The 23,033-nt window shown below is 55.1% G+C and carries 27 protein-coding genes; 4 read left to right on the forward strand and 23 right to left on the reverse strand.

Features of this window, described 5'->3' with window-relative positions; translation table 11 throughout:
• Positions 1–45: 45 nt before the first annotated feature.
• From J2X43_RS15905 to J2X43_RS15965, 14 genes are all read right to left on the reverse strand, one after another.
• Positions 46–1,131, reverse strand: coding sequence for a zinc-binding alcohol dehydrogenase family protein (locus tag J2X43_RS15905; protein WP_112389321.1), 1,086 nt, complete (start codon positions 1,129–1,131; stop codon positions 46–48).
• 377 nt (positions 1,132–1,508) lie between these two features.
• Positions 1,509–1,904, reverse strand: coding sequence for a hypothetical protein (locus J2X43_RS15910; RefSeq protein ID WP_162706036.1), 396 nt, complete (start codon positions 1,902–1,904; stop codon positions 1,509–1,511).
• A gap of 413 nt (positions 1,905–2,317) precedes the next feature.
• Positions 2,318–2,773 (reverse strand): Rrf2 family transcriptional regulator, encoded by a 456-nt coding sequence (locus tag J2X43_RS15915; protein ID WP_112389320.1) that lies wholly within the window; start codon positions 2,771–2,773, stop codon positions 2,318–2,320.
• A 63-nt stretch (positions 2,774–2,836) separates the two neighbouring features.
• Positions 2,837–3,208: a hypothetical protein gene (locus J2X43_RS15920; protein WP_112389319.1), complete on the reverse strand. Its 372-nt coding sequence runs from the start codon at positions 3,206–3,208 to the stop codon at positions 2,837–2,839.
• A 49-nt stretch (positions 3,209–3,257) separates the two neighbouring features.
• Entirely contained in the window at positions 3,258–6,380 is a 3,123-nt protein-coding gene (locus J2X43_RS15925) for an efflux RND transporter permease subunit (protein WP_112389318.1), read from the reverse strand.
• The gene (locus tag J2X43_RS15930; protein WP_112389531.1) at positions 6,380–7,465 is read right to left on the reverse strand and encodes an efflux RND transporter periplasmic adaptor subunit; all 1,086 of its coding nucleotides are present in this window, start codon (positions 7,463–7,465) and stop codon (positions 6,380–6,382) included. Before J2X43_RS15930 ends, J2X43_RS15925 begins: the two co-directional genes overlap by 1 nt.
• A 64-nt stretch (positions 7,466–7,529) precedes the next feature.
• Positions 7,530–8,150 (reverse strand): TetR/AcrR family transcriptional regulator, encoded by a 621-nt coding sequence (locus J2X43_RS15935; protein ID WP_112389317.1) that lies wholly within the window; start codon positions 8,148–8,150, stop codon positions 7,530–7,532.
• An 80-nt stretch (positions 8,151–8,230) separates the two neighbouring features.
• Complete coding sequence (locus tag J2X43_RS15940) at positions 8,231–8,692, reverse strand: MarR family winged helix-turn-helix transcriptional regulator (RefSeq protein WP_162706034.1); 462 nt, start codon at positions 8,690–8,692, stop codon at positions 8,231–8,233.
• A 265-nt stretch (positions 8,693–8,957) separates the two neighbouring features.
• Positions 8,958–9,563: a hypothetical protein gene (locus J2X43_RS15945; protein WP_310295284.1), complete on the reverse strand. Its 606-nt coding sequence runs from the start codon at positions 9,561–9,563 to the stop codon at positions 8,958–8,960.
• 105 nt (positions 9,564–9,668) lie between these two features.
• Positions 9,669–9,845, reverse strand: a complete 177-nt coding sequence (locus J2X43_RS15950) for a hypothetical protein (protein ID WP_162706033.1) — start codon at positions 9,843–9,845, stop codon at positions 9,669–9,671.
• Positions 9,842–10,297, reverse strand: coding sequence for a MarR family winged helix-turn-helix transcriptional regulator (locus J2X43_RS31105; protein WP_112389314.1), 456 nt, complete (start codon positions 10,295–10,297; stop codon positions 9,842–9,844). Before J2X43_RS31105 ends, J2X43_RS15950 begins: the two co-directional genes overlap by 4 nt.
• 613 nt (positions 10,298–10,910) lie before the next feature.
• Complete coding sequence (locus J2X43_RS15955) at positions 10,911–11,903, reverse strand: LysR family transcriptional regulator (RefSeq protein ID WP_112389312.1); 993 nt, start codon at positions 11,901–11,903, stop codon at positions 10,911–10,913.
• Positions 11,904–11,911: 8 nt separating this feature from the next.
• Positions 11,912–12,319 carry an Rrf2 family transcriptional regulator gene (locus tag J2X43_RS15960; protein WP_112389311.1) on the reverse strand — a complete coding sequence of 136 codons (408 nt, stop codon included), beginning with the start codon at positions 12,317–12,319 and terminating at the stop codon, positions 11,912–11,914.
• 74 nt (positions 12,320–12,393) lie between these two features.
• Positions 12,394–13,152: an alpha/beta hydrolase gene (locus tag J2X43_RS15965; RefSeq protein WP_112389310.1), complete on the reverse strand. Its 759-nt coding sequence runs from the start codon at positions 13,150–13,152 to the stop codon at positions 12,394–12,396.
• A 138-nt stretch (positions 13,153–13,290) separates the two neighbouring features.
• Here J2X43_RS15965 and J2X43_RS15970 point away from each other — a divergent pair, with 138 nt between their 5' ends.
• Positions 13,291–14,196 carry an AraC family transcriptional regulator gene (locus J2X43_RS15970; RefSeq protein WP_310295287.1) on the forward strand — a complete coding sequence of 302 codons (906 nt, stop codon included), beginning with the start codon at positions 13,291–13,293 and terminating at the stop codon, positions 14,194–14,196.
• Here the strand turns inward: J2X43_RS15970 and J2X43_RS15975 are convergent.
• The gene (locus J2X43_RS15975; protein WP_112389307.1) at positions 14,193–14,684 is read right to left on the reverse strand and encodes a hypothetical protein; all 492 of its coding nucleotides are present in this window, start codon (positions 14,682–14,684) and stop codon (positions 14,193–14,195) included. The two genes, J2X43_RS15970 and J2X43_RS15975, sit on opposite strands and share 4 nt — an antisense overlap.
• The gene (locus J2X43_RS15980) at positions 14,685–15,695 is read right to left on the reverse strand and encodes a GlxA family transcriptional regulator (protein ID WP_162706029.1); all 1,011 of its coding nucleotides are present in this window, start codon (positions 15,693–15,695) and stop codon (positions 14,685–14,687) included.
• 58 nt (positions 15,696–15,753) lie between these two features.
• Between J2X43_RS15980 and J2X43_RS15985 the strand changes: the two genes are divergently transcribed.
• Complete coding sequence (locus J2X43_RS15985; protein ID WP_112389530.1) at positions 15,754–16,608, forward strand: MBL fold metallo-hydrolase; 855 nt, start codon at positions 15,754–15,756, stop codon at positions 16,606–16,608.
• 35 nt (positions 16,609–16,643) lie between these two features.
• Here J2X43_RS15985 and J2X43_RS15990 read toward each other — a convergent pair whose 3' ends face one another.
• From J2X43_RS15990 to J2X43_RS31110, 4 genes are all read right to left on the reverse strand, one after another.
• Positions 16,644–17,438, reverse strand: coding sequence for an SDR family NAD(P)-dependent oxidoreductase (locus J2X43_RS15990; protein ID WP_112389305.1), 795 nt, complete (start codon positions 17,436–17,438; stop codon positions 16,644–16,646).
• Positions 17,439–17,543: 105 nt separating this feature from the next.
• Entirely contained in the window at positions 17,544–18,086 is a 543-nt protein-coding gene (locus J2X43_RS15995; protein WP_112389304.1) for a nuclear transport factor 2 family protein, read from the reverse strand.
• 30 nt (positions 18,087–18,116) lie between these two features.
• Positions 18,117–18,857, reverse strand: coding sequence for an SDR family NAD(P)-dependent oxidoreductase (locus J2X43_RS16000; protein WP_112389303.1), 741 nt, complete (start codon positions 18,855–18,857; stop codon positions 18,117–18,119).
• A gap of 61 nt (positions 18,858–18,918) precedes the next feature.
• A complete protein-coding gene (locus J2X43_RS31110) occupies positions 18,919–19,350 on the reverse strand; it encodes a MarR family winged helix-turn-helix transcriptional regulator (RefSeq protein ID WP_112389302.1) in 432 nt (143 codons plus the stop codon).
• Positions 19,351–19,442: 92 nt separating this feature from the next.
• On the opposite strand from J2X43_RS31110, the gene J2X43_RS16005 reads away from it, so the two are divergent.
• A complete protein-coding gene (locus J2X43_RS16005) occupies positions 19,443–19,943 on the forward strand; it encodes a nuclear transport factor 2 family protein (RefSeq protein WP_112389301.1) in 501 nt (166 codons plus the stop codon).
• 43 nt (positions 19,944–19,986) lie between these two features.
• On the opposite strand, the gene J2X43_RS16010 is transcribed toward J2X43_RS16005, so the two are convergent.
• The 3 genes from J2X43_RS16010 to J2X43_RS16020 all read right to left on the reverse strand — a co-directional run bounded on the left by J2X43_RS16010 (position 19,987) and on the right by J2X43_RS16020 (position 22,488).
• Positions 19,987–21,177: an acetyl-CoA C-acyltransferase gene (locus tag J2X43_RS16010; RefSeq protein ID WP_310295291.1), complete on the reverse strand. Its 1,191-nt coding sequence runs from the start codon at positions 21,175–21,177 to the stop codon at positions 19,987–19,989.
• A gap of 48 nt (positions 21,178–21,225) precedes the next feature.
• Positions 21,226–21,744: a hypothetical protein gene (locus J2X43_RS16015; protein ID WP_112389300.1), complete on the reverse strand. Its 519-nt coding sequence runs from the start codon at positions 21,742–21,744 to the stop codon at positions 21,226–21,228.
• 72 nt (positions 21,745–21,816) lie between these two features.
• Positions 21,817–22,488 carry a GNAT family N-acetyltransferase gene (locus tag J2X43_RS16020; protein ID WP_112389299.1) on the reverse strand — a complete coding sequence of 224 codons (672 nt, stop codon included), beginning with the start codon at positions 22,486–22,488 and terminating at the stop codon, positions 21,817–21,819.
• An 80-nt stretch (positions 22,489–22,568) separates the two neighbouring features.
• On the opposite strand from J2X43_RS16020, the gene J2X43_RS16025 reads away from it, so the two are divergent.
• Complete coding sequence (locus J2X43_RS16025) at positions 22,569–23,033, forward strand: helix-turn-helix domain-containing protein (RefSeq protein ID WP_310295293.1); 465 nt, start codon at positions 22,569–22,571, stop codon at positions 23,031–23,033.

Genomic DNA, 23,033 nt, shown 5'->3' on the forward strand with positions numbered 1-23,033 from the left:
AGGTGTGCCGATCGGAATTGGCGCGCGCGATCGACACACCGACGCTCATGAGTGGGCCACGTTAACGGCGATCTTACCGTGGAGGCCTGAAGCCTTCTTTAATTCAGTTAGGCCAGCGTTAATCTCGTCGACCGAAGACCTGATCTCCTTTGACACGGTCGGGCGAACTTTATTCTCTGTGTGCCAGCGCATTGAGGCCTCCATCGCCATACGGAAATTTGCCTTGGCCGCTTCGTCAAACACATAGCCGTTCGAGAAATACGTGAGGACATTCGCGTTGATGTGCATTGCGCCTTTCTCAGCCAGTATTTCATCTACGGGGGAATGAGTGATCTTAGTTCGTGACGTTCGGCCTGGACCTACGCCAAGGACGATCCATTTGCCACCGTTTCGGACCGCTTTCGCCGAGGCGACGTAGCTCTCCTCTGAATAGGTCGGATCAAAGACAATGTCGGCCCCACGCCCTGATGTGATTTCTATAACGCGAGCGGTGGCATCCTCAGCTTTATAGTCGATAATCGAGTCAGCGCCGCTCGCCGCGAGGAGCGCCTTTGACTCGGGGGTGCTACCGCTACTTATTACGAGGGCCGCACCCAAGGCGCGAGCTGCAATCTGAATCGCCAAATGGCCAACCCCGCCGCCGCCGCCTGGAATGTAGACTACGTCGCCTGATTTCACGTGATCGTATAGGCCAAGAAATGCCGCGAGGAAGCAGATGGGTAGCACCCCGGCTTCGGTAAAGGAAACGCTGTCAGGCTTCTTGGCGGCCAGAAACTCGCGAGCAACCGCGTAGCCACCGCCACCTCGCCCAGCCCAGCCGCCATTTCCGTTGCAGTCCGCCATTGCAACGACCGAATCGCCGATATGGAACGCCGTTACGTCGATGCCGACAGCGATGACAACCCCTGACACGTCAAAGCCAAGCGCGACCGGCGGCTGATTGCCAAAGAAATTTAGCTCGGCGAGCTTGAACTCAAGTGGGTTCAGCGACGATCCGATTACCTTGATCAGGATTTCATCTGGCTTCGGAATCGGAACATCCCTCTCAAACTCTACCAGCGGGAAACCACCTCCATTGGAGACGTATCCGATCGCATGGTATTTCGCGGGTTTAGAGTTATCCGGCAGCATCACAAATCTCCTTTGTGGAAAAATAAAGGCATATGCCCATAAATACTAAGACGCTCGCTGTCTACCACCTGTTGCGCCGTTCACGTGTTTGTGCGCCGTTCCTATCAGATATGGTTATTCAGATTTTCGTGTGGATCCATTCTTGGGCGAGGCACGTCCACGCTCGGCAGAACCCGAATCCTGCCAGCCTTACGGCCGGTCGGGATGCCCAGGCAATCATGACAACGGATACCGATAGAGAAGCTACATTAATGCCGAGAGAGAGTGGTGGAAATTTGCATGCGAGCCTGTAAAGACCTTGATACCTGCGTGCAAATCAGAGCTTTGCATCTGAAGAAACGGGCATCAGAGAGGACGCCCTCCACTTAGTGCTGCCGTCAGCGGTTCAGATGACGCGTATCAAGTTCTTCAAGTTCTGCGAACCGATCAAAGCCCATTGGATCAACCAAGAAGGTACCATCCAAAAAGGCTAAATCCGGACGAGCGGCTATTATTAATGAAGCGATGGGTAGTTCGTGACTGCTGCGCCTCGACAAATAGTAAGGTTGACAGAGCCCCAGACCTGCGGCGTTTACTGCCTCGGTCACTCCGCGCAACATTTGCTTTCGCAAGCATTGGCTTTGAATGAAGTAAATCGGCTGATCGGTCTTCGTTTTGTATGCGACGGCATGATCCGTATCGACGAGAATTCGACCGTCCCGGAATCCGACAATCCGCCTTGTGACCTCTTGGAAGTCTAGACGCCGTCGTAAGGTCCAACGTGTAGCAAGCATTGCCGATCTCCAAAAACGGGCCGGGGAAACCCCGGCCCGGTGTTCGGGCGCAGCAATGAGAAGCTGTCTTACTTGCATCGACAGCGCGCGCCTTCACAGCACTGGACCGCCGCTACCAACCCCAAGCAGCCCAGCCATGCGAGAGTATGCCCATTTCCGTGTAAAATCATCAACTTATCAGGTATGGGTGCCATTCTCTGGTCGAATGACTAGCGGACGCTTTCAACTGTTATTTCTATTGATACAGTTGAGCATATGTGAGATTAAGTCTCCATAAGAGATCGGTGCGGGAGTTGCTTACAGCCGCACTTAAAGCGAATTGGCGTGTTGAACGAATGCGCGCCAGTGCTGATTTGGTGACCTCCGAATCAGTAGTTCCGGCGGGAGCCCGATATCCCAGTTGGGCTCCCGTTTCAGCGCGACGCTTCAAGGCGCTGGAGTTCAGTTAAACAATCTTCGATGGTCATCGAAGAAAGAACACCGGAAACAGCATTATCGGCTTTCGAGCAAAGCATGTCATTGAGTCCCCCGATATTACGCGTGACAAGACAAGCGGCTTGCCCCTCTGGGCGAGGTGCCCATGATTTTGCGTCAGGAGTTGTGGCATCGCGCACCATCTGCAAAGTGATCTCCTTGGGAGGTCTTGCCAGCCTGATTCCGCCTTGAGCGCCCTCCGAAGCAGCGATGATGCCAGCCTTTGCCATGGTAGATAGAGTTTTTCGGATGAAACTCGAATTTGTCTCCAAGGAATCGGCGAGCGTCGAACTCGTTGTTCTTACGCCTTGCCGCTCGTTAATGGCGGCCGTCATCACTATCTGCAGTGCTGTCGGGAACCTCGTGTCTGCCATGCGCGCATATATAGCGCGCATTTTCTGGTAAATCCAGATGCAACGTAAAGGCGCCGAAAGTTGGTCGGGTACATGTTTGACGTGCTAGTACGGCGATAGCCAAGGTCTTACTCGATCGCATTGCGAGCATGTTTGAACTGGCGTTGATTCCAGTTGCACATATGGATCGGCACGGACGAAAAACCTGTCACTCCAAAGATAGTTTAGCCCAAGGTATACCAGCACCCCTCCGGCCACAGCTCCCATGACAAAGACGTCGAAGATCGAGAACTCTCGCGCCTGGACGTTATTGGCGTAGCTTTCCAACGACTGCTCGCCACCGGCCGTCTGAGCTTTCGGGTCACTGCGTTCCGCAGTTTCGGCTTTGGGTCGCTGTCGGAATGCCAAAATGGTTGCTTGGGCACGTGCGTTGATGGGCGCGCCGGGACGCTGATGCTCGGTTTCGTTTGCAGCCATCGCTGTTTCCTCGGATGAGGGGGCGGCGAGGTTCGCCGCCCCGTTTGGATCACGAATGCGCGGCTTTGGTGCTGGGGTGCCCTGAGGCACCCTTTGCAACGTCGCTGTTTGCAGCGGCACGCTTGTCGCTTGGTCTGATCCGGAACCAAAGCGCGTAGAGGGCAGGGAGCCCGAGCAAGGTGAGAATCGTACCGCCAAAGGTCCCGCCAATCAGGGTAAACGCCAGGGACGACCAGAATACCGAGAAGGTCAATGGGATGAAGGCAAGAACCGCGGCCATCGCTGTTAGAATGACTGGTCGCGCTCGCTGGACGGTGGCTTCGACAACCGCGTCGAACGGGCTCAGCCCTTCATGCTCGTTCGTGTGTATCTGACCGATTAGGATCAGGGTGTTTCGCATGATGATCCCGGCTAGTCCGAAGAAGCCGAGGATGGCGTTGAAGCCGAACGGCTGGTCGAAGACCAACAGCGTGGGCACCATTCCGACAAGCGCGAGTGGGGCAGTAAGGATCACCATGAACATATGTGCGAACGATCGGGTTTGAATGATGATGACGGTCAACATCAAAGCAAGCATGATCGGGAACACAGGTGCCAAAGCACCGTTGGCCTTGCCCGCTTCTTCGACAGAGCCACCAGTTTCGATCTTGTAGCCCGCTGGGAGCCCCTTGATGATCGGCTCGAGAGCCTTCGAGATCTCGTTTGAGACATCAGGTGGCTGCTGGCCTTCCGCAATATCACCCTGCACCGTCACTGTCGGCACGCGGTCGCGCCGTCTCATGATCGGCTCCTCCATTCTAACTTCCGTCCGACCGATCTGGTCCAAAGGAATTCTTTGACCAGCGTTACCGACCAGAACGAAATTGCCGATTTTTGATGGGTCGAGGCGTTCGTCGCCGAAGCTACGCGCGACCACGTCCACCGTTCGGATGTCCTCTCTGACTTGGGTGACCGGAACGCCAGTAAGGTAAAACTGGAGTTGCTGTGATACATCGTGCGAGTTCAACCCAATTGCCCGCAGTCGGTCCTGATCGAGGACAAAATGCACGGTCGGCACCTGCTGTCCCCAGTCGACGTTCACCTGTCGCATGTGGGCATTAGCTTCCATGGCCTGTTTAACTTGGCCTGCAAGCTGGCGCAGCTTCGCTGGATCGCTTCCGGAAACCCTGAATGCCACAGGAAACTGCGTATAGGGACCGAATGTGATCTGGTTTGCGCGGATCTTAGCACCTGGAGCGAGCCCGTCGGCTGCAGCTTGCCGTACCTTTTGCTTGAGGATCTCACGCGTCTCCGGGTCTTTGGTAAGAACCACGATCTTCGCGAATGAAGGGTCGGGAAGTTCCGGTGCGATAGCAAGGTAGAAACGCGGCGCACCCTGTCCGATGTAGCTGGTCACGATCAGAGCTTCTGGCTGCGTCTTCAACCAGTCCTCGACATGTTCGACCACTTTGGTTGTCTGCTCGATCGCAGTTCCATATGGCATCTGCACTTCGACGAACACCTCTGGACGGTCAGAGACAGGAAAGAACTGGTTCTTCAAAAATCCCATACCGACGACAGCGACAGCTAAGACCGCTACTACCGCGACAACGACCGCGTACTTGAAGCGGACGGCCTGCTGAACAAGGGACCGGAGCCTGTTGTAGTTTGGTGTACCGTAGATGGCGGCATGCCCTCCGGGAATTGGCTTGATATCGGGGAGCAGCTTGACGCCGAGGTATGGCGTAAAGGCCCCTGCGACGAGCCAAGACGTGAGGAGCGCGAAGAAGACGATCCAAAAGATGTTGCCGGCATACTCGCCTGCGCTGGATTGAGCGAAACCTACTGGCATCAAGCCAATCGCCGTGACTAAGGCCCCTGCCAGCCGGGGAGAGGCGGTATGAACCCAAGCTTCGCCGGAGGCCACGATGCGATCGAAGCCTTCTTCCATCTTCACGACCATGGTTTCGATAACGATAATCGCATCATCAACCAAGAGACCAAGGGCGAGGATCAGTGCACCGAGCGTGATGCGGTCAAAATCGCGGCCGGTTGCCTGCATGATCATAAAGACGCCTGCGAGAGTCAGCGGTACTGCGGCGGCGACTACGATACCGACACGCCATCCAAGGCTGACCAGGCTTACGAAAATCACGACCGCAAGTGCTACAAAGAACTTGAGCATGAACTCATCGATTGCTTCAGCGATGTTAACGGCTTGGTCGGTCACTTTCACAAGCGACATGCCAAGCGGAAGTTCTGCCGATATCGAAGCGACCTCCTTTTCGAGCGCTTCGCCGAGCACGAGGCCGTTCCATCGGTCCCGCATAACGACACCAAGCTCCAGCGCAGGCTCACCCTGATGGCGAATGAGGAAGGTCGCCGGGTCCTCGTAGCCGCGTTTCACTTCAGCAACATCTGAGAGGCGTAGCATTCGTCCCTGAGACACGATCGGTGTATTGCGGATTACGTCGAGGTCGTCAAAACTCCCATCGACGCGAACCTGAACCTCCGGCCCGTTAGTCTGGATTGAACCGGCCGGCGTTACGAGGTTTTGGTTCGCCAGTGCTTGGAAGATCTCAGAGGGCATAACTCCGAGGTTCGACAGCCTGTCATGGGAGAACTCTATAAAAATTCGCTCGGGGCGCTCTCCGATGATATTGATCTTCTTAACGCCGGGCACATGCAGCATTCGCTGTCGAAGCTGTTCTGCTTGCCTTGCCAGCACGCGTGCCGGTTCGCCCTTGGCCTTCAGTGCGTAAAGAGCGAAGGTAACATCTGAATATTCGTCATTCACGAACGGTCCAAGGGTGCCTTGCGGAAGCTTCGAGGCTTCGTCCCCCATCTTCTTCCGAGCCTGGTAGAACTGTTCTGCCACCTCACCCGGTGGCGTATTATCGCGCAGTGTGAGGGTGGTAAACGCTAACCCTGGTCGGGTAAACGTTTCGGCGCGGTCGTACCACTTCAGTTCCTGGAGACGCTTCTCAAGAGGCTCGGCCACTTGATCTTGCATCTCTTGCGCTGTTGCGCCGGGCCAAGCTGTTACGACTGTCAAAACCTTGATGGTGAAGCTAGGATCCTCTGCACGACCGAGCTTCAAGAAGGCAAGGCCTCCGGCAGCAGTAATCGCAATAATGAGGAACAGTGTAATTGCACGCTCGCGAACGGCGAGAGCTGAGAGATTGAACGACATTACTGTTCACCCTGCTCGGTTCTTACCTTCTGGGAGTCGTGCAGCAGATGTGCTCCGAGGGCGACAAATCGGGCACCTTGCGCGATGCCATCAGAGATTGACGCACTTTCAGCGTCGAGCGAAGCTACCTTGACTTGCTTGAAGTGGACTTCACTATCATTGCCAATAATCCAAACACCTGGTCCGGTGCCAGGATCGAACAACGCGCTGAGCGGGATTCGATAAAATGGCTTCTGTCCCCCATCCGCAATTGTGATGTTGATAGTCGCTCCAAGCGGAGCCGACGCGGCGTCGCCTTCGAGCACGTAGCGTGCTTCAAAGGTTCGCGTGACGGGATCAGCTGCGTTTGAAAGCTGGCGGAGTATGGCGTTGCCGCCTTTACCGCTGTTGAAGACGGTAGCCACAGCGGACGATCCAACCTTCGGGAGAAGTGTTTCCGGCAGATCGATTGATGCTTCGCGCGGACCGGCGTGCGCAAGGCGTACAACGGCCTGACCCGCGGCGACTACTTGGCCAGGCTCTGCAAGTGTCTCCACGACAGTGCCATCGGAGTCGGCGACGAGAACCGAATAGCTGGCGGTGTTCTTTGTGACGCGTACCTGGGCTTCTGCAGCGTTGAGCTTTGCAAGAGCAACATCCGCTGCAGCTTTCGCACGGCTATAATTCGTTTCGGAGACTGCTCCTGAGCTTACGAGCGAACGGAAACGCCGCTCGTCATCCGATGTCTGAGCCAGTTCGGCTTTCGCGGCCTCCACGGCAGCTCTTTGAGCGGTGATACCAAGGTCATAGTCGGTGTTGTCGATGCGGAAAAGCGGCTGGCCCTTCGAGACAACTTGACCAGTGTCCACGAGACGCTCCGTTACTTTGCCAGCGATACGAAAGCCGAGATTGCTCTGGACCCGCGCTGATACAACGCCCGTGAAGGTTCGATCGGACCGCCGAGGATCGGTCACCAGAGCCGACTTCACCAGCGGCGGCGCTGTGCGTGGGTCTTGCTCTGCAGTCTGGGCCTTGTCGCACGCTTGAAGCGACAAGGTTGAAACCCCGATAAGGATAGCGGAAATGATTCTTGGTTTCGTGTTCATATGCGTGCCCTAAAAGTTAAGGACCACATATTATGACCAGTGACCAAATTGTCAATTGGTCACTTCACTTTGACAAGCTTCGAAGAATTAGGCTTATGACCTCGTTCGATCCGTTCGGAACAGCATCGAGGTTGTGCTGCAACATCGATGGATTGAGAAACGATTGCATCGCCTGCATTGTGGCTCGCGAGACTTCATCCAAAGGCGTTTTCGTCTCAAACTCTCCTGCCTCACGGCCCTCGCTGACGAGTTTTCGTACCATAGATTCAATGCGGGCGGTGTGCTCTTGCGAAGACACCCAATTCTCGCTCGTTGAATACGTGGCAATCTCGTAGAGCTGGCGATCTACGAAGAACAACTCGACGTTCTTGTCGATTAAAGTCCTGAAATAGCGCCGCATTTTCTCCGCGGAATTCCCAGGCTCGTTAGTCGTCTGTTCGGCGGCAGATGTGATTTTTGCAAGACACTGAACGCAAATCGCTTCGCCAATGGACTGCTTGGAATCAAAAAACTTGTAGATATACGCCTTGGAAAAACCGATCGCCTTCGCAAGGTCGTTCATCGTCGTTTTTCCATAGCCGAAATGGCTAAAGTACCCATTGGCCGCATGCACTATCTGGTCGCGAACAGCGTGTTCCGCGGGGCCTCTTTTCTGTCCAGAATTTGAATCGTCTTCAACAGCCATGCGACAACTTAACATCGCAAGTCGCAGAAAACAACGGTGACCGCTGCGGTCACTGTTCACTCAACCCGGAATCGTTTGGTTCAGGCGGTCTCCTTGCCCTCATGCACCGCACTTCCTATGCTCACGCGGAGAGCAGATGCCTGAGTTTTACCGATCATGCGTTCAACCTCTTCTTGGGCGGCCTCCCAGAGCGGAGTCGCCTCCCGTCGCTTAGTCTCTCCACCAGCCGTGAGAACAATGTTCAGTCTGCGCGGCTCCACGGGGTCGGGTTGTGCGACAACGTAACCTTCGTCTTGCAGCGGCTTCAATGTCCTTACGAGAGTCGTCCTATCCATCACCAGCCTACGTGCAAGATCGACCATCGTCATCTCCCCACACTGAGAGAGAAATTCTAGTATGGCGAAATCGCCAGCGGATATGCCACACGGATGCATGTGCTTGTGGTACACACGACCCAGCAATCTAGAGAACTGCCTCGTTGCGAGCGAGTAGCAGAGTTCAGTAGGTAGTTTTCGCTTGCTCTCGTTCTTTTTCGTTGTCATCGCCGTGCCCATTGGTGTGGCTACACATAACTTCTGCAGTCCGAGATTGTCAAAGCCTTAGAGCCCTTCCATCGCCTCAGCTATGAGCCTCGCTTGTGTCTCCGGATGTAAGAAGGAAGTACGGGCAAGGAGAAATACGATTTCGCTCGGACGGCTCTCCAAGATAGTTTCAAGGAGTGCCCTTCGGAGATGTTGACGATCTATCACGATATCTATCGTTTCATTTGTGGGTTTTCCTTCAAGGTCTCTCTCGGCAATCAGGCTTTCAAAAATCGATGGCCAGTACAAGGTATGGCTTCGAAAGCGCGGGTGAGGATTGAAAATTACGCTTGTATGACGCGATTGCAAACGTCTTTTCGTTATCCGATATGTGTTGGCCGTAGACGAACGGGAAACCGAGGCCGGCCGCAATCTGCGATGCGTGGATCGTGGAGCCCAATATGAAGATTGGTAGATCTGATTGCTGCTCGTACTCGCTAACAGGGTCGAAGAAAGAGATAAGCTTGTCGCGGAGTCTGCCGATGGCGCTAGGTGTACCGGCTCTGCCATCAGTCGAACTCGGCTTCGAACTTGGGGTGCCAAGCAATACGTCGAGACGCGACGGGAAAAAACCCGTCATCATAGGGTTGTTTAAGACCCTGTATGTGGCGCCTGTTGCGCCTTCCCGATGCAGCGCGATCCGCATCTTGCTGGTTGAGTTCGCTACCCGCTTCAGCAGCAGTTGGGTATCTGAAAACCTCTCATCAGCGGTCAGCCAGAGGCGATAAGAGCCAAATTTTTCAGCGGAAATCGCGAATGTTTCCAGATCACGGCTGTCGATGAAGGCTGCACCCATACGCTCGCGCGCAATCATTAGCGAGAAGGCGGTCATCGGTAAGTGCACACGATGACGCTTCCGTTCGTGCAGCTAAAGCCCGCGAGCGGCGATGGAGCAGAAGCATCTTCCCTGTGGGGATCGGCTAAGCCGTTGTATGTGTCAACCTTCAAACGCCCCACCTAACTTGGCGGCGACGAAGGTGAACGGGCACTGACCTGCATTCTCATCACACGTCTCGTGATCATTCATCCTCCCGTTCAGCGCCTCCAATTCGCTTGTTCCGAGGAGCGGAATAATTGGTGATTGGGCCTGGGTGTCCTTCGGCTGAGCACTCATGGTGAATTCCTTGCGATCCGATCAACGGTCATCCGCTCGACTACATGTGACGAGACTGCTCGCGATCGATCAGCTTGTACTTGTCCGACGAGAGAGACGAAGCTTCTCTCCGCTTCGCTCCAGAGAGCATCTGCCTTCGCCAGAGCGAGTGTCGCAGCCTGAGTGATTTGAACGGTCCGGACACGGCGGTCACGCTCGCTCTGATGAATTTGGATCAACTTGGCCTTCAAGAGTGGGCTCAGGCTGCGCCCAAATGTCGACTTGTCGAGCCCCAGCATCCTTCCCAGCGATCCCGAGGAAGTCTCTGGATGATCTGATGCAACCGTCATTAACGCAAACTGCGAGATGCTCAGTCCGGAGGGCTCAAGTATCTCATCATAAAAGCGGGTTGTGGAACGAGCGGCGCGTCGTAGTGAGGTACAATGACAGCTTTGGGGTTCGAAGTGCGTCATTGGCTAGACCCACTGCGCGGGCCTCTGAACCTCGACAGAGAAGCTTCATTTCCATTGGCTGCAATCTTTAGGCCGCGTTCCAATCTCGAAAGGTAATTGTCGGAAACGTTCATTTCCCTTAACGCCGAATTTAGCTCGCGTGCCACCTGTCCGGCGTTCCTGATTGCGGATGCCTCGGGAGTATTCTGCAACAAGAATCCAATGGGAGGGCGATCAACCACTTTTCCCTGCGTGACGAACGCCATGGCGCGTATCATCTTGCCGGAGCACCAGGCGTTAACCCATGCGGGACGAAAACCCCTGGTGTCTACCCAATGTTTCCAGACACGCTCAACTTGGCGCTCAGAGAGGCTCAAGAGCGCTCCATGCGTTGAGCCGTTTGGGATCAGCGTCAGCGGCAACTCCGCGCCAAGTTCGTCTAAAGCTGCAGAGACAGACCGCCTCCAGCCGCGAACTAGAGCAGGCTGGCGCTCAACTGCATCAACGAGTGGCCGTATCATCCAGATGTCATAGACGAAGAGCCAGGTGGTTGGCGCCAGCGGGCCCTCACAGAGGAAATCGAGGAGCGACGTCTTGGGAGAAAAGTCTCGTATGAGATTATTAGAGCGAATGTTCATTGCGAATGGGCGATCCGAAGATGTTTTGCTGCAGGCGCGACGACTGAAGACCCGAGTGCTCGTGATAAAAAGTCCACGAAGACCTTCGTACGCAGTGGAGGTTGGCGCGGGCCACGCCAAAGTGCGAAGATAGGAAGTGGTGTCCGTGGGAGCTGGGGAAGCACTTCCACCAACAACCCCTCACGCAAGGATTGGTCGAAAAGCCAGCGCGGACCATTCGCGATCCCGAGCCCGCGTTCCGCCGCCGCACATATAAGATCCGCATCCCCGGAGAGGATCGCTGGCTTAATGGGAAAATCCACGTCGTCACCGTCTTGCGAAAACTTCCAAGCGGAGCTGTTTGCGTCTTGATCCCAATAAATAAGGTTATGACCTCGTAGATCTTCGACGCGGGTTATTGTCGGGATGACATCAACTAATGAGGGAGATGCGACAGTGACCATGGACGTGAACCCGACTCTCCGCGAGATGAGAGATCCGTCTCCAGGGAGACCAATTCTTACTATCAGATCATACCCGCCATCAATAGTGTTGACTTCGGCAATCTGAGGATTGAGGTGCAATCTGATTTTGGGATGCTCGGTCAGAAAGTCATTGAGAAAGGGGACAATAAGCTCTTTGGCAAGGCCGCCGGGCACCGAAACGCTAAGACTCCCTTGTGGGCGCACACGGTGCTCGCTAACGCGAGCTTCGCAATCTTCAAGGTCTCGCAATATGCCCAAGGCCGATTTATAGTAGTCTCTACCGGCTTCAGTGAGACTCACACCTCGCGCGGACCTGCGCAATAGTGCCGTCCCAAGCCTGCCTTCTAGCTCCGCCATGTGTCTGCTAACTGTTGGCTGTGAAATTCCAATCTCTCGAGCAGCTTTCGTAAAATTGCCGGAGCTGGCGACGCGTAGGAACAGTTCTATGATGTCCAGCCGATCCATTTCGACACGAAGACCTCGGAAACAAAAATTGAAGGTGGCATCATATGTGCTATTGCACATAGTTAAAGTCAATACGCTACTGCTGCTGGATAGCTGTTTGACGCGATGACATCAGCTAGCGTTCTCGAACCAAGTTCGCGTATCAACGCCTGCTGTGCCCTTTCTTCAATGTTCTGAAGCAGTTGGTCGAGATTTGGTACCACCGATGTAGTTTCGAGCCAGTGTCGATTTCGAGTCACCGCTGCATAGACCTCCACCAAGGGAATCTCAGAAGGGGCGGCTAGTATGCTGATGCCGTCGCCGTGGAACTCCAACATGTTTTTGGACGCAAGTGCTTTCGTTAAAGCAATCACTTCTGAGTCAGGAAACGTCAATTTCGCCGATAGCTCCCTCACAGATGCGACGGCACCTTCAGCGTTGAGGCTCCATATTGCGACCAGTGTCTGTACCGCACGGGGAAAATTTGGATCGATCATGACCGAGCAGACCTAAGCATTCACGCTTCCGCCCTCAAGGGGCAGAGCGGCTTTTCTGCCGCTCTGCATTTGCGTCACTTGGCAGCAGCAGCCTTTTCGATCACGCGCGCGACTTCTTTTGCGTGAACCACCAGTGAGGCGTGACTTCCTTCAACCTGGGTAGTTTTGGCGTTGATGCGTGATGCGAAGAAGTGCTGATCCTTGGGATCTAGCAACTTATCCTGTCCGCTTACAACATAGAAAGACGGCTTGGTGTGCCAAGCGGCACGCGTAACCTTCGCTTCGAACGCAGTGTGGTTCAATGGGAGCTGGTTGTTGGCCAGTGCCTCCGCGATCTTCGGCGGCACGTCTGCGGCAATAACCTTGGGGAATGCTGCCGGATCGATGGAAAGATATCCCTTCTGGTCGGGACGGATGGCTGCAATGCCGGCGGTCTTCGTCCCAGCGTTTCCGAGAGCTGCAACAGACTCACCTTTTTCTGGGGCGAACGCGGAGACATACACAAGGGCCTTTACCTTGGGATCGTCACCGGCCTCCGTAATGACAACACCGCCCCAAGAATGGCCAACGAGCACAGTCGGACCGTTCTGGGCGTCGAGCGCCTTTCGTGTGGCTTCGACATCCGCGTCCAGCGAGGTGAGCGGGTTCTTGACGAGGGTTACGTGAAAGCCGTCCTTCTCGAGGATTTGGGCGACCGGTTGCCAGCTTGATTCATCAACGAAAGCACCGTGGACTAAGACGATGTTTTTGACTGTCTGCGCGGCGACCGCCGACGTCGATGCGCCGGAGAGGGCCATCAAGCCGGCTAGGCCGGAGAGTAGTGTTTTGAGCATATCGAAATCCTTTTGCTTGATTGAGCAGGCTTTTCTGCAAAGGTGTGCTCCTGGGGCTCAGGCCGGTCGCGAAGGGTTAAGGACCCTTGTGCCGCCCCAAAGCCTTGGGTTACAAGCGAGAGATTAGGACTAGACGTAGTGGCGCTCTATGGCACGGAAAACGGATTAATTGATCAATCGTCCAAAGAAGCGGACGCCGTTGATCTACTTTCGGACGTCCTCAGATTTGTACAGCTCAAAGGCGGCGCCGTCTTCGCGGGAGAACTCCCTCCTGAAAGCGAACAATCCGGGCTAAGAGATGCTGCGACTATCCACGTCGTGCAGGAGGGAGCGATCGAAATCGTGCGACCGGCGAGAGTGCCCCTGCTTGTGGGCCAGGGAGAGATAGTGCTGATCCCGCGAGCGGGGGTACATCATAGAATTAGGGCATCTTGTATTGTCGACGCGAGTCGACCCAGGATCATCAGCGCCACATTCGATTTCGACAACGCTGACGCGGCGATACCACTTCTGCGCTTGTTGCCTGATCTAATACATATCACCCCTGAAATGGACAATTCGTCTGTGTTGATCAAGGATGTGGCTAAGTTTCTTGTCCTTGAGACGGCGCGGCCAGAGCCGGGTTTTTCACTGATGATATCCAGGGTGATTGATATCCTCGTGATACGGTGCATCCGCACGTGGTCGCGCACTGTTCAGAATGATGGATGGGTAGGATCACTCGCCGACGACAGAATAAGCCGTGTAGTGGCCGCGCTTCATCGGCAACCATCGAACTCATGGTCGGTCGCATCGTTGGCTTCTTTAGCAGGCATGTCGCGATCAAGTTTTTCGGACCGGTTCGCACAGCTCGTGGGCACGTCGCCATTGCGCTACCTCCAGAATTGGAGGCTTTCGATAGCTGCTGAACTGCTTCAGAACTCACATCTTCCAGTGAAAGAGATTGCGTTCTCAGTTGGATACGAATCGGAAGCTGCGTTCAGTCGGGCCTATCGCAGTAAATTTGGCCTTCCTCCAAGAGTAAGCCGGACCCGCGCGGTTTAGCCTGAGCGCCTTAGTATCAAACGGTCGACGTCTACGACTTTCTTCCACCGGGTGCCGGAGAGGGCGTTCAATAGGTCGGAGCGGACGTCGATAGCGTTGCCCGAAACCTGCTTTAAATACTTTGCCGCGCCGATGGCGTATATCGCTACTTCCTCTACAGCGTGCCGCGTGCGCCCGGCGAAACCATGTTCCAGGTTCGCCACCGTCTTGACGGTCTCGATAGCGCCGCGGTAGTGACGACCAAGGTCGAGCGCGGAAAACGCGGTTTGTCTCGCGCTGTCGGCGACGCTGTAGGACATCCTGACCGTTTTGTCGGTCTCCTGGTCCTCCCGGCGAGAAGTGCTCAAGATGAACCATTCATCCAACCCACGCTCGAGCGACAACTTTCGCAGCGCGTCACGAAGAGCATCATCCGTGTCGGCACCGAAGCCATCGACGACTTTCCCCTCGTAAGTGATTTTCACAAAAGTGCGCTCAATCGTTTCCATTCAGTAAGTTGCCTTTCTGTCTTGAGCTAGCGCGTAGTGCGAGGTCACCACGGCGAGCCGCGTTCGGTACTCACCCGGGGTTATCCCTACAACGCGCTTGAAGATCTTGCGATAAGAATTCTGATCCTCGTAACCGCATTGGACGGCGATTTCGTCGATCGAGATGTCGCTTCTCTCCAGTAAACTTCTCGAGTGACTAACCCTCAAACGTTGGCAATAGTCGGTAGGGTTCATCCCTGTCGCCCTGTTAAAGCGCCTGAGCAATGTTCGTTTGCTAGTTCGGGCGCGCGCTGCCATCTGATCTAGCGTGATGCCTCTTCCCAAGGACGTGTGTAACCATCTCTGAACATCAGCAATTCCGAGATCTCCATGGTCGAGCCGCGGCGCGAAAGGGGCGTAGTAGCGTTGAGGACGATCGGCAGGGTCGATCAGCATGAATTTTGCCGTCGCCAGCATAACGTCGTGCCCGAGGAACCGCGCGATAAGTCTCAGGCCCAACTGCGTCCATGCCATCACGCCGCCAGCGGTAATAATGTCCGGATCCTCGATAAGGATGTCTTCCGTGCGAACGTCGATCGCAGGATACCTCGCCTCAAAAACCTCTGTTAAAGACCAGTGCGTAGTCGCTCGCCTATGATCCAACAATCCCGCCTGAGCGAGAACGAAAGCTCCCCCGCATGCGGAACACATAGTTGTCCCGGCATCAGCGCTCTCGACCAGCCAGCGGATGACTGCTCGAGGCATCTCGATGTCAACGCTTCCGGTGATGGGAGGGCACACGATCGCGGAGAAGCACAACTGATTGGAAACATGAAATTCAGCCTCTGATCCGGCACTTACCCGGGCAGCTGCTATCTGGTCACTAATGCCCAGCAGTCGAGCCTGTTCGTTCGCGACTTCGCACATCTCTTCGATGCCGTGCACCGCGCTCTGCGAACAGCTCTTGAATGTAAGAATGCCGATACGGTGAGTTTTTGGCATTTTTGCCCCGTATTTTGTCTCGATCGCCACTGCACAAGTATTGCCGTGCGCGTAAAATGCAAGGACCTTTCGACAATCGGAGACAGCTATGCCCGGACACAATGGGTTTGCCAGCCCACACCGCTTCACCCAAGGGTCGTTCGAGATCACCATACTCAGCGACGGCTTCATTGCACTGCCGGCGGATATCATCATGCCGGAGATCGACGAAACAAGGCGTGGTCCAATCCTTGCAAAGCTGGGGGGAGGGCGGTCGAGTGCGCCCATGGATACCAACATTCCAATTATTCGAAAAGGCAGCGAGCTCATTGTCGTTGATACGGGGTCCGGTATTCAGTTCCAGGAAACCGCCGGAGCTTTCGAGCCGAATCTTGCTGCCGCAGGAGTGGATCCGCTTGCCGTCACCAAGGTTGTGTTGACTCATGCGCATCCAGATCACATGGGCGGCGTCGTTAGGCCCGACGGCAGCCTGCTGTTTCCGCATGCGCAACATTTCATCAGCGGTGACGAGTGGTATTTCTGGCGAGACGACGAAAAGCTCGCAGACGGCCTTCGTCCGTTCGCAGCTGGTGCCCGGGACAACTTCAAGGCAATCGGTGATCGGTTGACAATTGTTAACCCTGGACATGAAATAGTCACCGGTATTGAAGTGGTCGGCACTCCCGGGCATACGGGTGGACATATCTCGCTGTTGCTGGAAGGCGCAGAAGGGCTTCTAATCACGGGCGATGCACTAACGAACCCGGTTATCTCTTTTGAACATCCGGATTGGCGTTTCGGTTTTGATGCTGATCACGAGATGGCGGTTAGAACCCGTAAACTTCTGCTCGACAGGTTCGCCACAAGTCGAGCAAAGCTCTTGGGCTATCACTGGAAGTATCCGGGTGTAGGTCGGGTCGAGTGGTCCGGGGGGCAATACCGGCTGATTACAGAGGATGTATGATGAAAAAGGGGGCGAAGATTCGCCCCCTTTTTCATTTAGCCGATGCTGTCAACAATCCCGCCCTCTACGCGCAACGCGGCACCGGTTGTAGCGGAAGACAGGGGAGATGCGATGTATACGATCATGTTCGCAACCTCCTCGACGGAAGCCGTGCGCTGAATTATCGAGGATGGGCGATTTGCCTTGACGAACGCGTCGGCGGCTTCTTTCACGCTCTGATCGGTTCCGGCGATTGAACCCTCGATCATCGAGACAACACCGTCTGAAAGCGTGGGACCAGGGAGAACGGAATTGACAGTCACGCCTGTCCCGGCCGCACGTTTAGCAAGGCCGCGTGCCAGTGCCAGCTGTGCTGTCTTGGTGGTTGCGTAGAAGATCATGTCAGCCGGAATGTTCAGCCCCGATTCTGAGGAGATGAAGATCACCCGTCCCCAACCGTTTGACATCATTGCTGGCATGTAATGTCGGGATATCCGGATTCCGGAAGTCACATTAACTGAAACGAACTCTGCCCACTCCTCATCCGTTGCTTCGAAGAAATCCTTCCAGGCATAGATTCCGAGGTTGTTGACTAGAACATCGCACGATGGATGCTGCCTGAACAATTCTTCGGCAACTTCGGCCTTGCTTAGATCCCCAACGAAGCCCTGAACCTTAACATTCGGTGCTGCCGTCGAGACCGTCTCTACCGCTTTCGTGACTGTTTCAGCCTTACGACCATTGATGACAACATTTGCACCTGCCTGAGCCAATGCCTTCGCCGCTGCAAGGCCAATGCCTGCAGACGAACCTGTGACGATCGCGCTTTTTCCCGAGAGGTCAATCTTCATTCCAGTATCCTTTCATTTAAAGAGAAGGCCAACGCGAAGGGGCGAAAATCGCGTTGGCCGGTCCTTGGGTGAGATGGGGGAGAGCCCAAGGACTATGGGTGAGAGTTAGAGACGGGGCATGAAGTCCTTGAATGCCTCAGCCTTTGTATCCCGCGGCGATAGGCGCGTGTTGGTCGTCGAGCCACCGATGTAGCGCTCCCAGATCTTCCATCCGCTGTCGGTTCGGATCAGACAGTCCCTCATCGGTGAATACAGCCAGATGCCCGGCAGGTCCTGGCCACTCTCCATAATCTCGCCAGCCCCAACCTTCACTGCATCCTCAGGCCATGCGTGGCGGACTAGTAGGTTGTGGTAACGCACCACGACACCATCACCATCTTTGTCGACGATATGGTTAGTTGCGTGACGGCCCACGCCAGGGATTAGGTAAGGATAGTCGACTTCGAAGAAGCGCCGGATTTCCTCGTGGCCACGAATGGTCCCGTGAAAGTGATAGGCAACAGCCTCGGGAGTGAACGAGTCGATCATTCCCTCGACGTCCCACGTCTCAAAGAGCCAGTTGACGCGATTCACGAAATCAATCGCACTTACATGGTCCGCAGGATCCAAAATCCCCTGCTTGCTTATCGGCGGAAATGCCTTTTCCATTTCAAGTCCTCATTTGAGTTGGTGTTGTGTTCATGTCGAAGGAAGGACGGTAGCAAGTTGAGCTTGCAGCGCTTTTGGGTCGGCGGCGAAGGCTGCGGCGGCTAACCGAGAAAGCCCGCCTGGGAACACTTCCGACAGGTTATTTTCAATGGCATCGATGATATCCAGCGCCGCATCTTCAGCGGTCACTTTCTCTTGGTTTGTCCAGGCGCCCATCGCTGTGTCCACCTGCACAGGCATGGCAGCCACGACCATGGTACCATGCGCTCTCAGTTCCGCGCGCAGGCTATGTGTCAAGGAAAGCGCCGCAGCTTTCGAGGCGGAGTAGGTGCCCATTAGCGGCAGGTTGACCAATGACAAAAATGACAGGACGTTCACGATCGCGCCGCCGCCATTTCTTCCGAGCGTGGGAGCAAATGCTCTCGATACATTCAATGGTCCGAAGTAGTTGACGTCCATCTCTCGCCGTGCGAGCGCGGAGTCGTTGCCGGAGAGCGCACCGGTCTCACCCGAAAACCCGGCATTGTTTATTACGAGATTTACGTCAACGGCCGTTTCTCTGGCGTTTGATACTGAAGCGATGTCAGTTACGTCTAACTGAATGGGGACAAGGCGAGGTCCGTGTCTAGCTTGGATCGCCTCGAGCGAGTCAGTGTTCCGCGCCGCAGCGTAAACCTTAATCGCACCACGGGCGATAAGCTCGTCCACGAGCGCTTGACCGATTCCACCGTTGGCGCCGGTAACAAAGGCGATAGACCGAGTGATTTCCATTGGCTTCCTTATGTGTATTTGCACACAAAAATAGCGCGCACTGAGTTCGATTTTTGGCCCGCTAGTCGAGGGCCGCTTGGCTGATCTGTAGATTGTCCGCGCGACCACGCGACGCCATGGTCTGGCCAAATCTCGCTTCATACGCTGCCTGCGCCAATTCCCAACAGGGCATTGCTTGCTCAAGCTTCTCGTGACCGGCAGCGGTTAATGACACCACCCTGGCTCGCTCTCCATCCAAGGCGAGGCTCTGAATAAGTCCCAAATCTTTCAGTGGCTTCAACGCGCGGACTAAGCTTGTGCGCTCCATCACCATTATCCCTGCCATGTCAGCAATCTTGAGAGACCTGTAGTGGTCAAGCACGGTCAGGATTGAAAACTGGGAGATCGTGATGTTGCAGGGCGCGAGCGCGGCATCATACGTTCGCGTAAGCCATCGCGAACTGCGACGAGATGCGAAACAATAGCAGTTATCTGGCCCGAACGGAGTTTTCATGAAAAGCAATATGTGCTATTGCACACTTCCTGTCAAGTCTTGCGGATTAATCCGGTCACGACAGGCATCTTCAACAGCAAAGGTATAAGATTATGACCGTCCCCCAGACGAACCTGTCCACAGTGCCCGATGCCCAAACCGCCTTCGAAGCTGTAAACTTCGTCAATCGCATTAACTTTTACTTCGATCGTTGGGAGGCCGATACGCTCCTGGCCTCGTTTACGGACGACGTAATAGTCGACCACCCACTCGGACGAAGCGTCGGAAAGCCTGCGCTGGCGGAGTTCTTGAAAGCCTACGAACCGATCACTCATGGGGTGCGCCGGCACAACGCCAACCACGTTGTTGACGTTGTGGATGGCGGGGACGTTAAGGTCACATACTATATCCTGCTCGTCAGGATCGCTCCAAGTTCAGAAGCGGCAGCGCTCAAGGATAACCCGATGTCAATCATGGAGTACGATGAGCATTTTCCAAAGCTTATTTCCTATGCTCAGGTGACCGACACATTGACGCGCGTCGGCAATGGGCAATGGAAGGTTCGCCACAAACGTGTGGAGAATGTCGCTGAGGACAGAATTCATCATTTCTGAGAACTCCTGCGCGCCCGCGTCTCAGTCGGGCGCGCAGTCGCTATCAGTTGCTGGTAAGCTCGATCGCTATCGCAATCCCCTGGCCGCCACCAATGCACAGGGTAACTAGTCCCTTACGCAGGCCGTCTCGTTTCATAGAGTGTATAAGACGGGTCAAAAGAACAGCCCCGGTGGCACCAATCGGATGGCCGTGGGCAATGGCGCCACCGTCAACGTTGACTATGTTATGAGAGAGTCCGGTTTCTGCCATTACCGCCAGAGGTACTACTGCATAGGCCTCGTTTATTTCCACGCGCTGCAGGTCTGATAGCGTCCAGCCCGCGTGCGCGAGAGCGTTGCCAATAGCGGGCACAGGTCCAAGGCCAAACATTGCGGGTTCAACCGCTGCTATCCCCACACCCGCGATCCTGGCCGATGCGCTTAGTCCAAGGCTACGAGCCTGAGAGAGCTTTGTGATAAGCATCGCTGAGGCGCCGCTATTCAGGCCTGGCGCGTTGCCAGCCGTGATTGTGCCCTCCGGGCGAAATGCCGGCCGGAGCTTCGATAGCACGGACACGTTAGTCTCCGGTCGCGGTGCCTCATCCTTGTCAAAGACGGTGTCCCCCTTCTTTCCAGCCAGTGTAAGTGGCACGACTTCATCAACAAAAGCACCGGCTTCCTGAGCCTGCGCAAACCTTGACTGAGACCGCGCCGCCCACTCATCCTGTGCTTCGCGGGGTATGCCGAGGCGGCTTACGAGATCCTCAGTGTGCCAACCGGAATGCTTGCCCGAAAAAGCGTCCTCAAGCCCGTCACTCAGCATACTGTCGTACATCGGCGCGGTGCCGAGACGATTTCCCCATCTTCCGCTTGGCAAAAGGTATGGAGCCCGGTCCATGTTTTCCATGCCGCCCGCGACCGCGATGTCTGTCAGCCCCGCCTGTATCTCGAGTGCGGCCGAGATCACCGCCTGGGCTCCAGAACCACATACTCGGTTGACGGTAAATGCGGGGACCGAGACGGGCAGGGCAGCGTTTACGGCTGCCTGTCTCGCAGGGTTCATCTTGTTGCCTGCCTGCACGACGTTCCCCATAATTACTGAGCCTATGATGGCAGGGGAAAGAGCGGCCCTTGATATCGCCTCTTTGATAGCAGCTGCCCCGAGATCTACTGCGGAGTGATCACGAAGAGATCCGTTGAACGTGCCGATTGCGGTGCGGACGGGGCTGCAGATTACGATATCGTCGTTGCTCACTTGCTCACCTCATGTGGCGGGGTCTATCGGAATATTTGCGTGCAGTGCTTAGTCTTTGTGTTTGCGACGTCCCTCGCTATCAGAGAGGCCCGCCTGATCGGAACCAGATGATGCACCAAGGCCTTGGACCACGTTCTCTGTGCCGGACGCTTTCGCCTGCAGCTGCTGACTTTTTGATTGCTCGAGGACTTTTCGACGGACTTCCTCAATAATTTTTTCCCGCTCCTCGGCCGGAAGATTTGCAAAGTCCTCTTTAGACAATCCATGTTCGCCCAGATATTGCTGCATCATACGGTCACCAAGGTCCATGTCAGCCAACTCGCTGAATTCCTGCTCTGGCGTCTTATCGGGTGCCTGGTCGATCCCATCATCCGTACCGGATTGGAGCGACCAAAGGGCGCCAGATAATTTGCTTGAACTACCGCTGTCGGAATTGAGAGCAAAGCCAGGTTGGCCGCTAGTCGATGAATGATCAGGTGTATCGAAGGTCGCGGCCTTGGCGGCGCGTGCGCCACGAGCCGAAAATAGGCTTGCTGCAGAGTTCTGGGTGCGATCGATATAGGTCATAGGATTCTCCTGATTGAACTGCAGGGATCTTTGACAACGCAAGCTTGCTCGTAGCTTTTATGACGATAGTGACTAGCCCTTGGCGATTACGGAAAGAGTAATCGGCGCGCGTGTAACAAAGCCGACACGCTCGTAAACGCGAGCGGCGCTATTTTCGCCCTTCACGTGCAGAAACGGAATGCGCCCCTCGCGCATAATCCGCTCACTGATAAAGGCGACAAGCGATTGCGCGTATCCATGTCCTCGGTGCTCCGGGTGGGTGCATACGGCACTAATCTCAACGTGGTGCGGTAATGCGAGACGTCCGCCTGCCATTGCGATTAACACTCCCGTCGAGGACCGGACCCCAAAGTAGGGACCCATCGATATTGTGTTCTGCGCAAATGGACCAGGCTCTGCCAGCTTGGCAAGCTCCATCATTTCCGTTACGTCACTCGCTCCCAAGCGAATTGGGAAGAAGTCTCTCCTTTCGGAAAAAGACGTGCACGTCATCTGTTCGATTTGGCGTTGTCGCAGCAGCTTCCAGCCTCCGGGAAGAATTGGGGCTGCCGCATTAAACAGTGCTACGGTCTGGCCTGGTGAAAGTGTTGCTTCGAGCTGCTGAAAAGCTTCTGGTTCAGCGGTTCGAATTGCCGCGAATGGCGCGATATCTTCTCGATATCGTCTAGCATCTACTCCGCCGATCGAAAGCTCATTGTGCTCGTTGGCAAGCGCGTGCCAAATTGGATTATCAAGGGGGCTCATTGTTTCTTGCCGGTGTGATAGCCAGTCGGGAACCGTAATATGGTGACTTGCTTTATAAAAGTCACTAGCCTAATTTGGCAATGAAAGGAATTCGCGTGAAACGGAAAAGCTTGGCAAATGTAAGATGCCCAATCGCGCAGACGCTCGAGCGCGTTGGCGATCAATGGAGCATATTGATCCTTCGCGATGCGATTAAAGGGGCGAAGCGATTTGACGATTTCCAGCGTAGTCTTGAGATCGCTCCGAATACTCTGACGTGTCGCCTCAACGATCTCGTCGATCATGGCTTCCTCGTCAGGCAGCGATATAGCGAGCATCCTCCACGGGACGAATACCTGCTGACCGAGCGCGGTAAAGATTTTCAGAGTGTCGTCCAAGCTTTCGTCGGATTTGGAAACCGAAATTTTCGAGAGGACAGCGGACACGTGGTGTTCATCGACACCAATACTGGCCACGAGGCTGATCCCATAACCGTTGATCGCCACTCAGGCGAAATCATCCGCGCACCGCGGTTCGAATTTCAATCAGCTGAACAGCAGGCATAG

This window comes from Rhizobium sp. BE258, from assembly GCF_031457345.1.
Classification (GTDB): Bacteria; Pseudomonadota; Alphaproteobacteria; order Rhizobiales; family Rhizobiaceae; genus Rhizobium.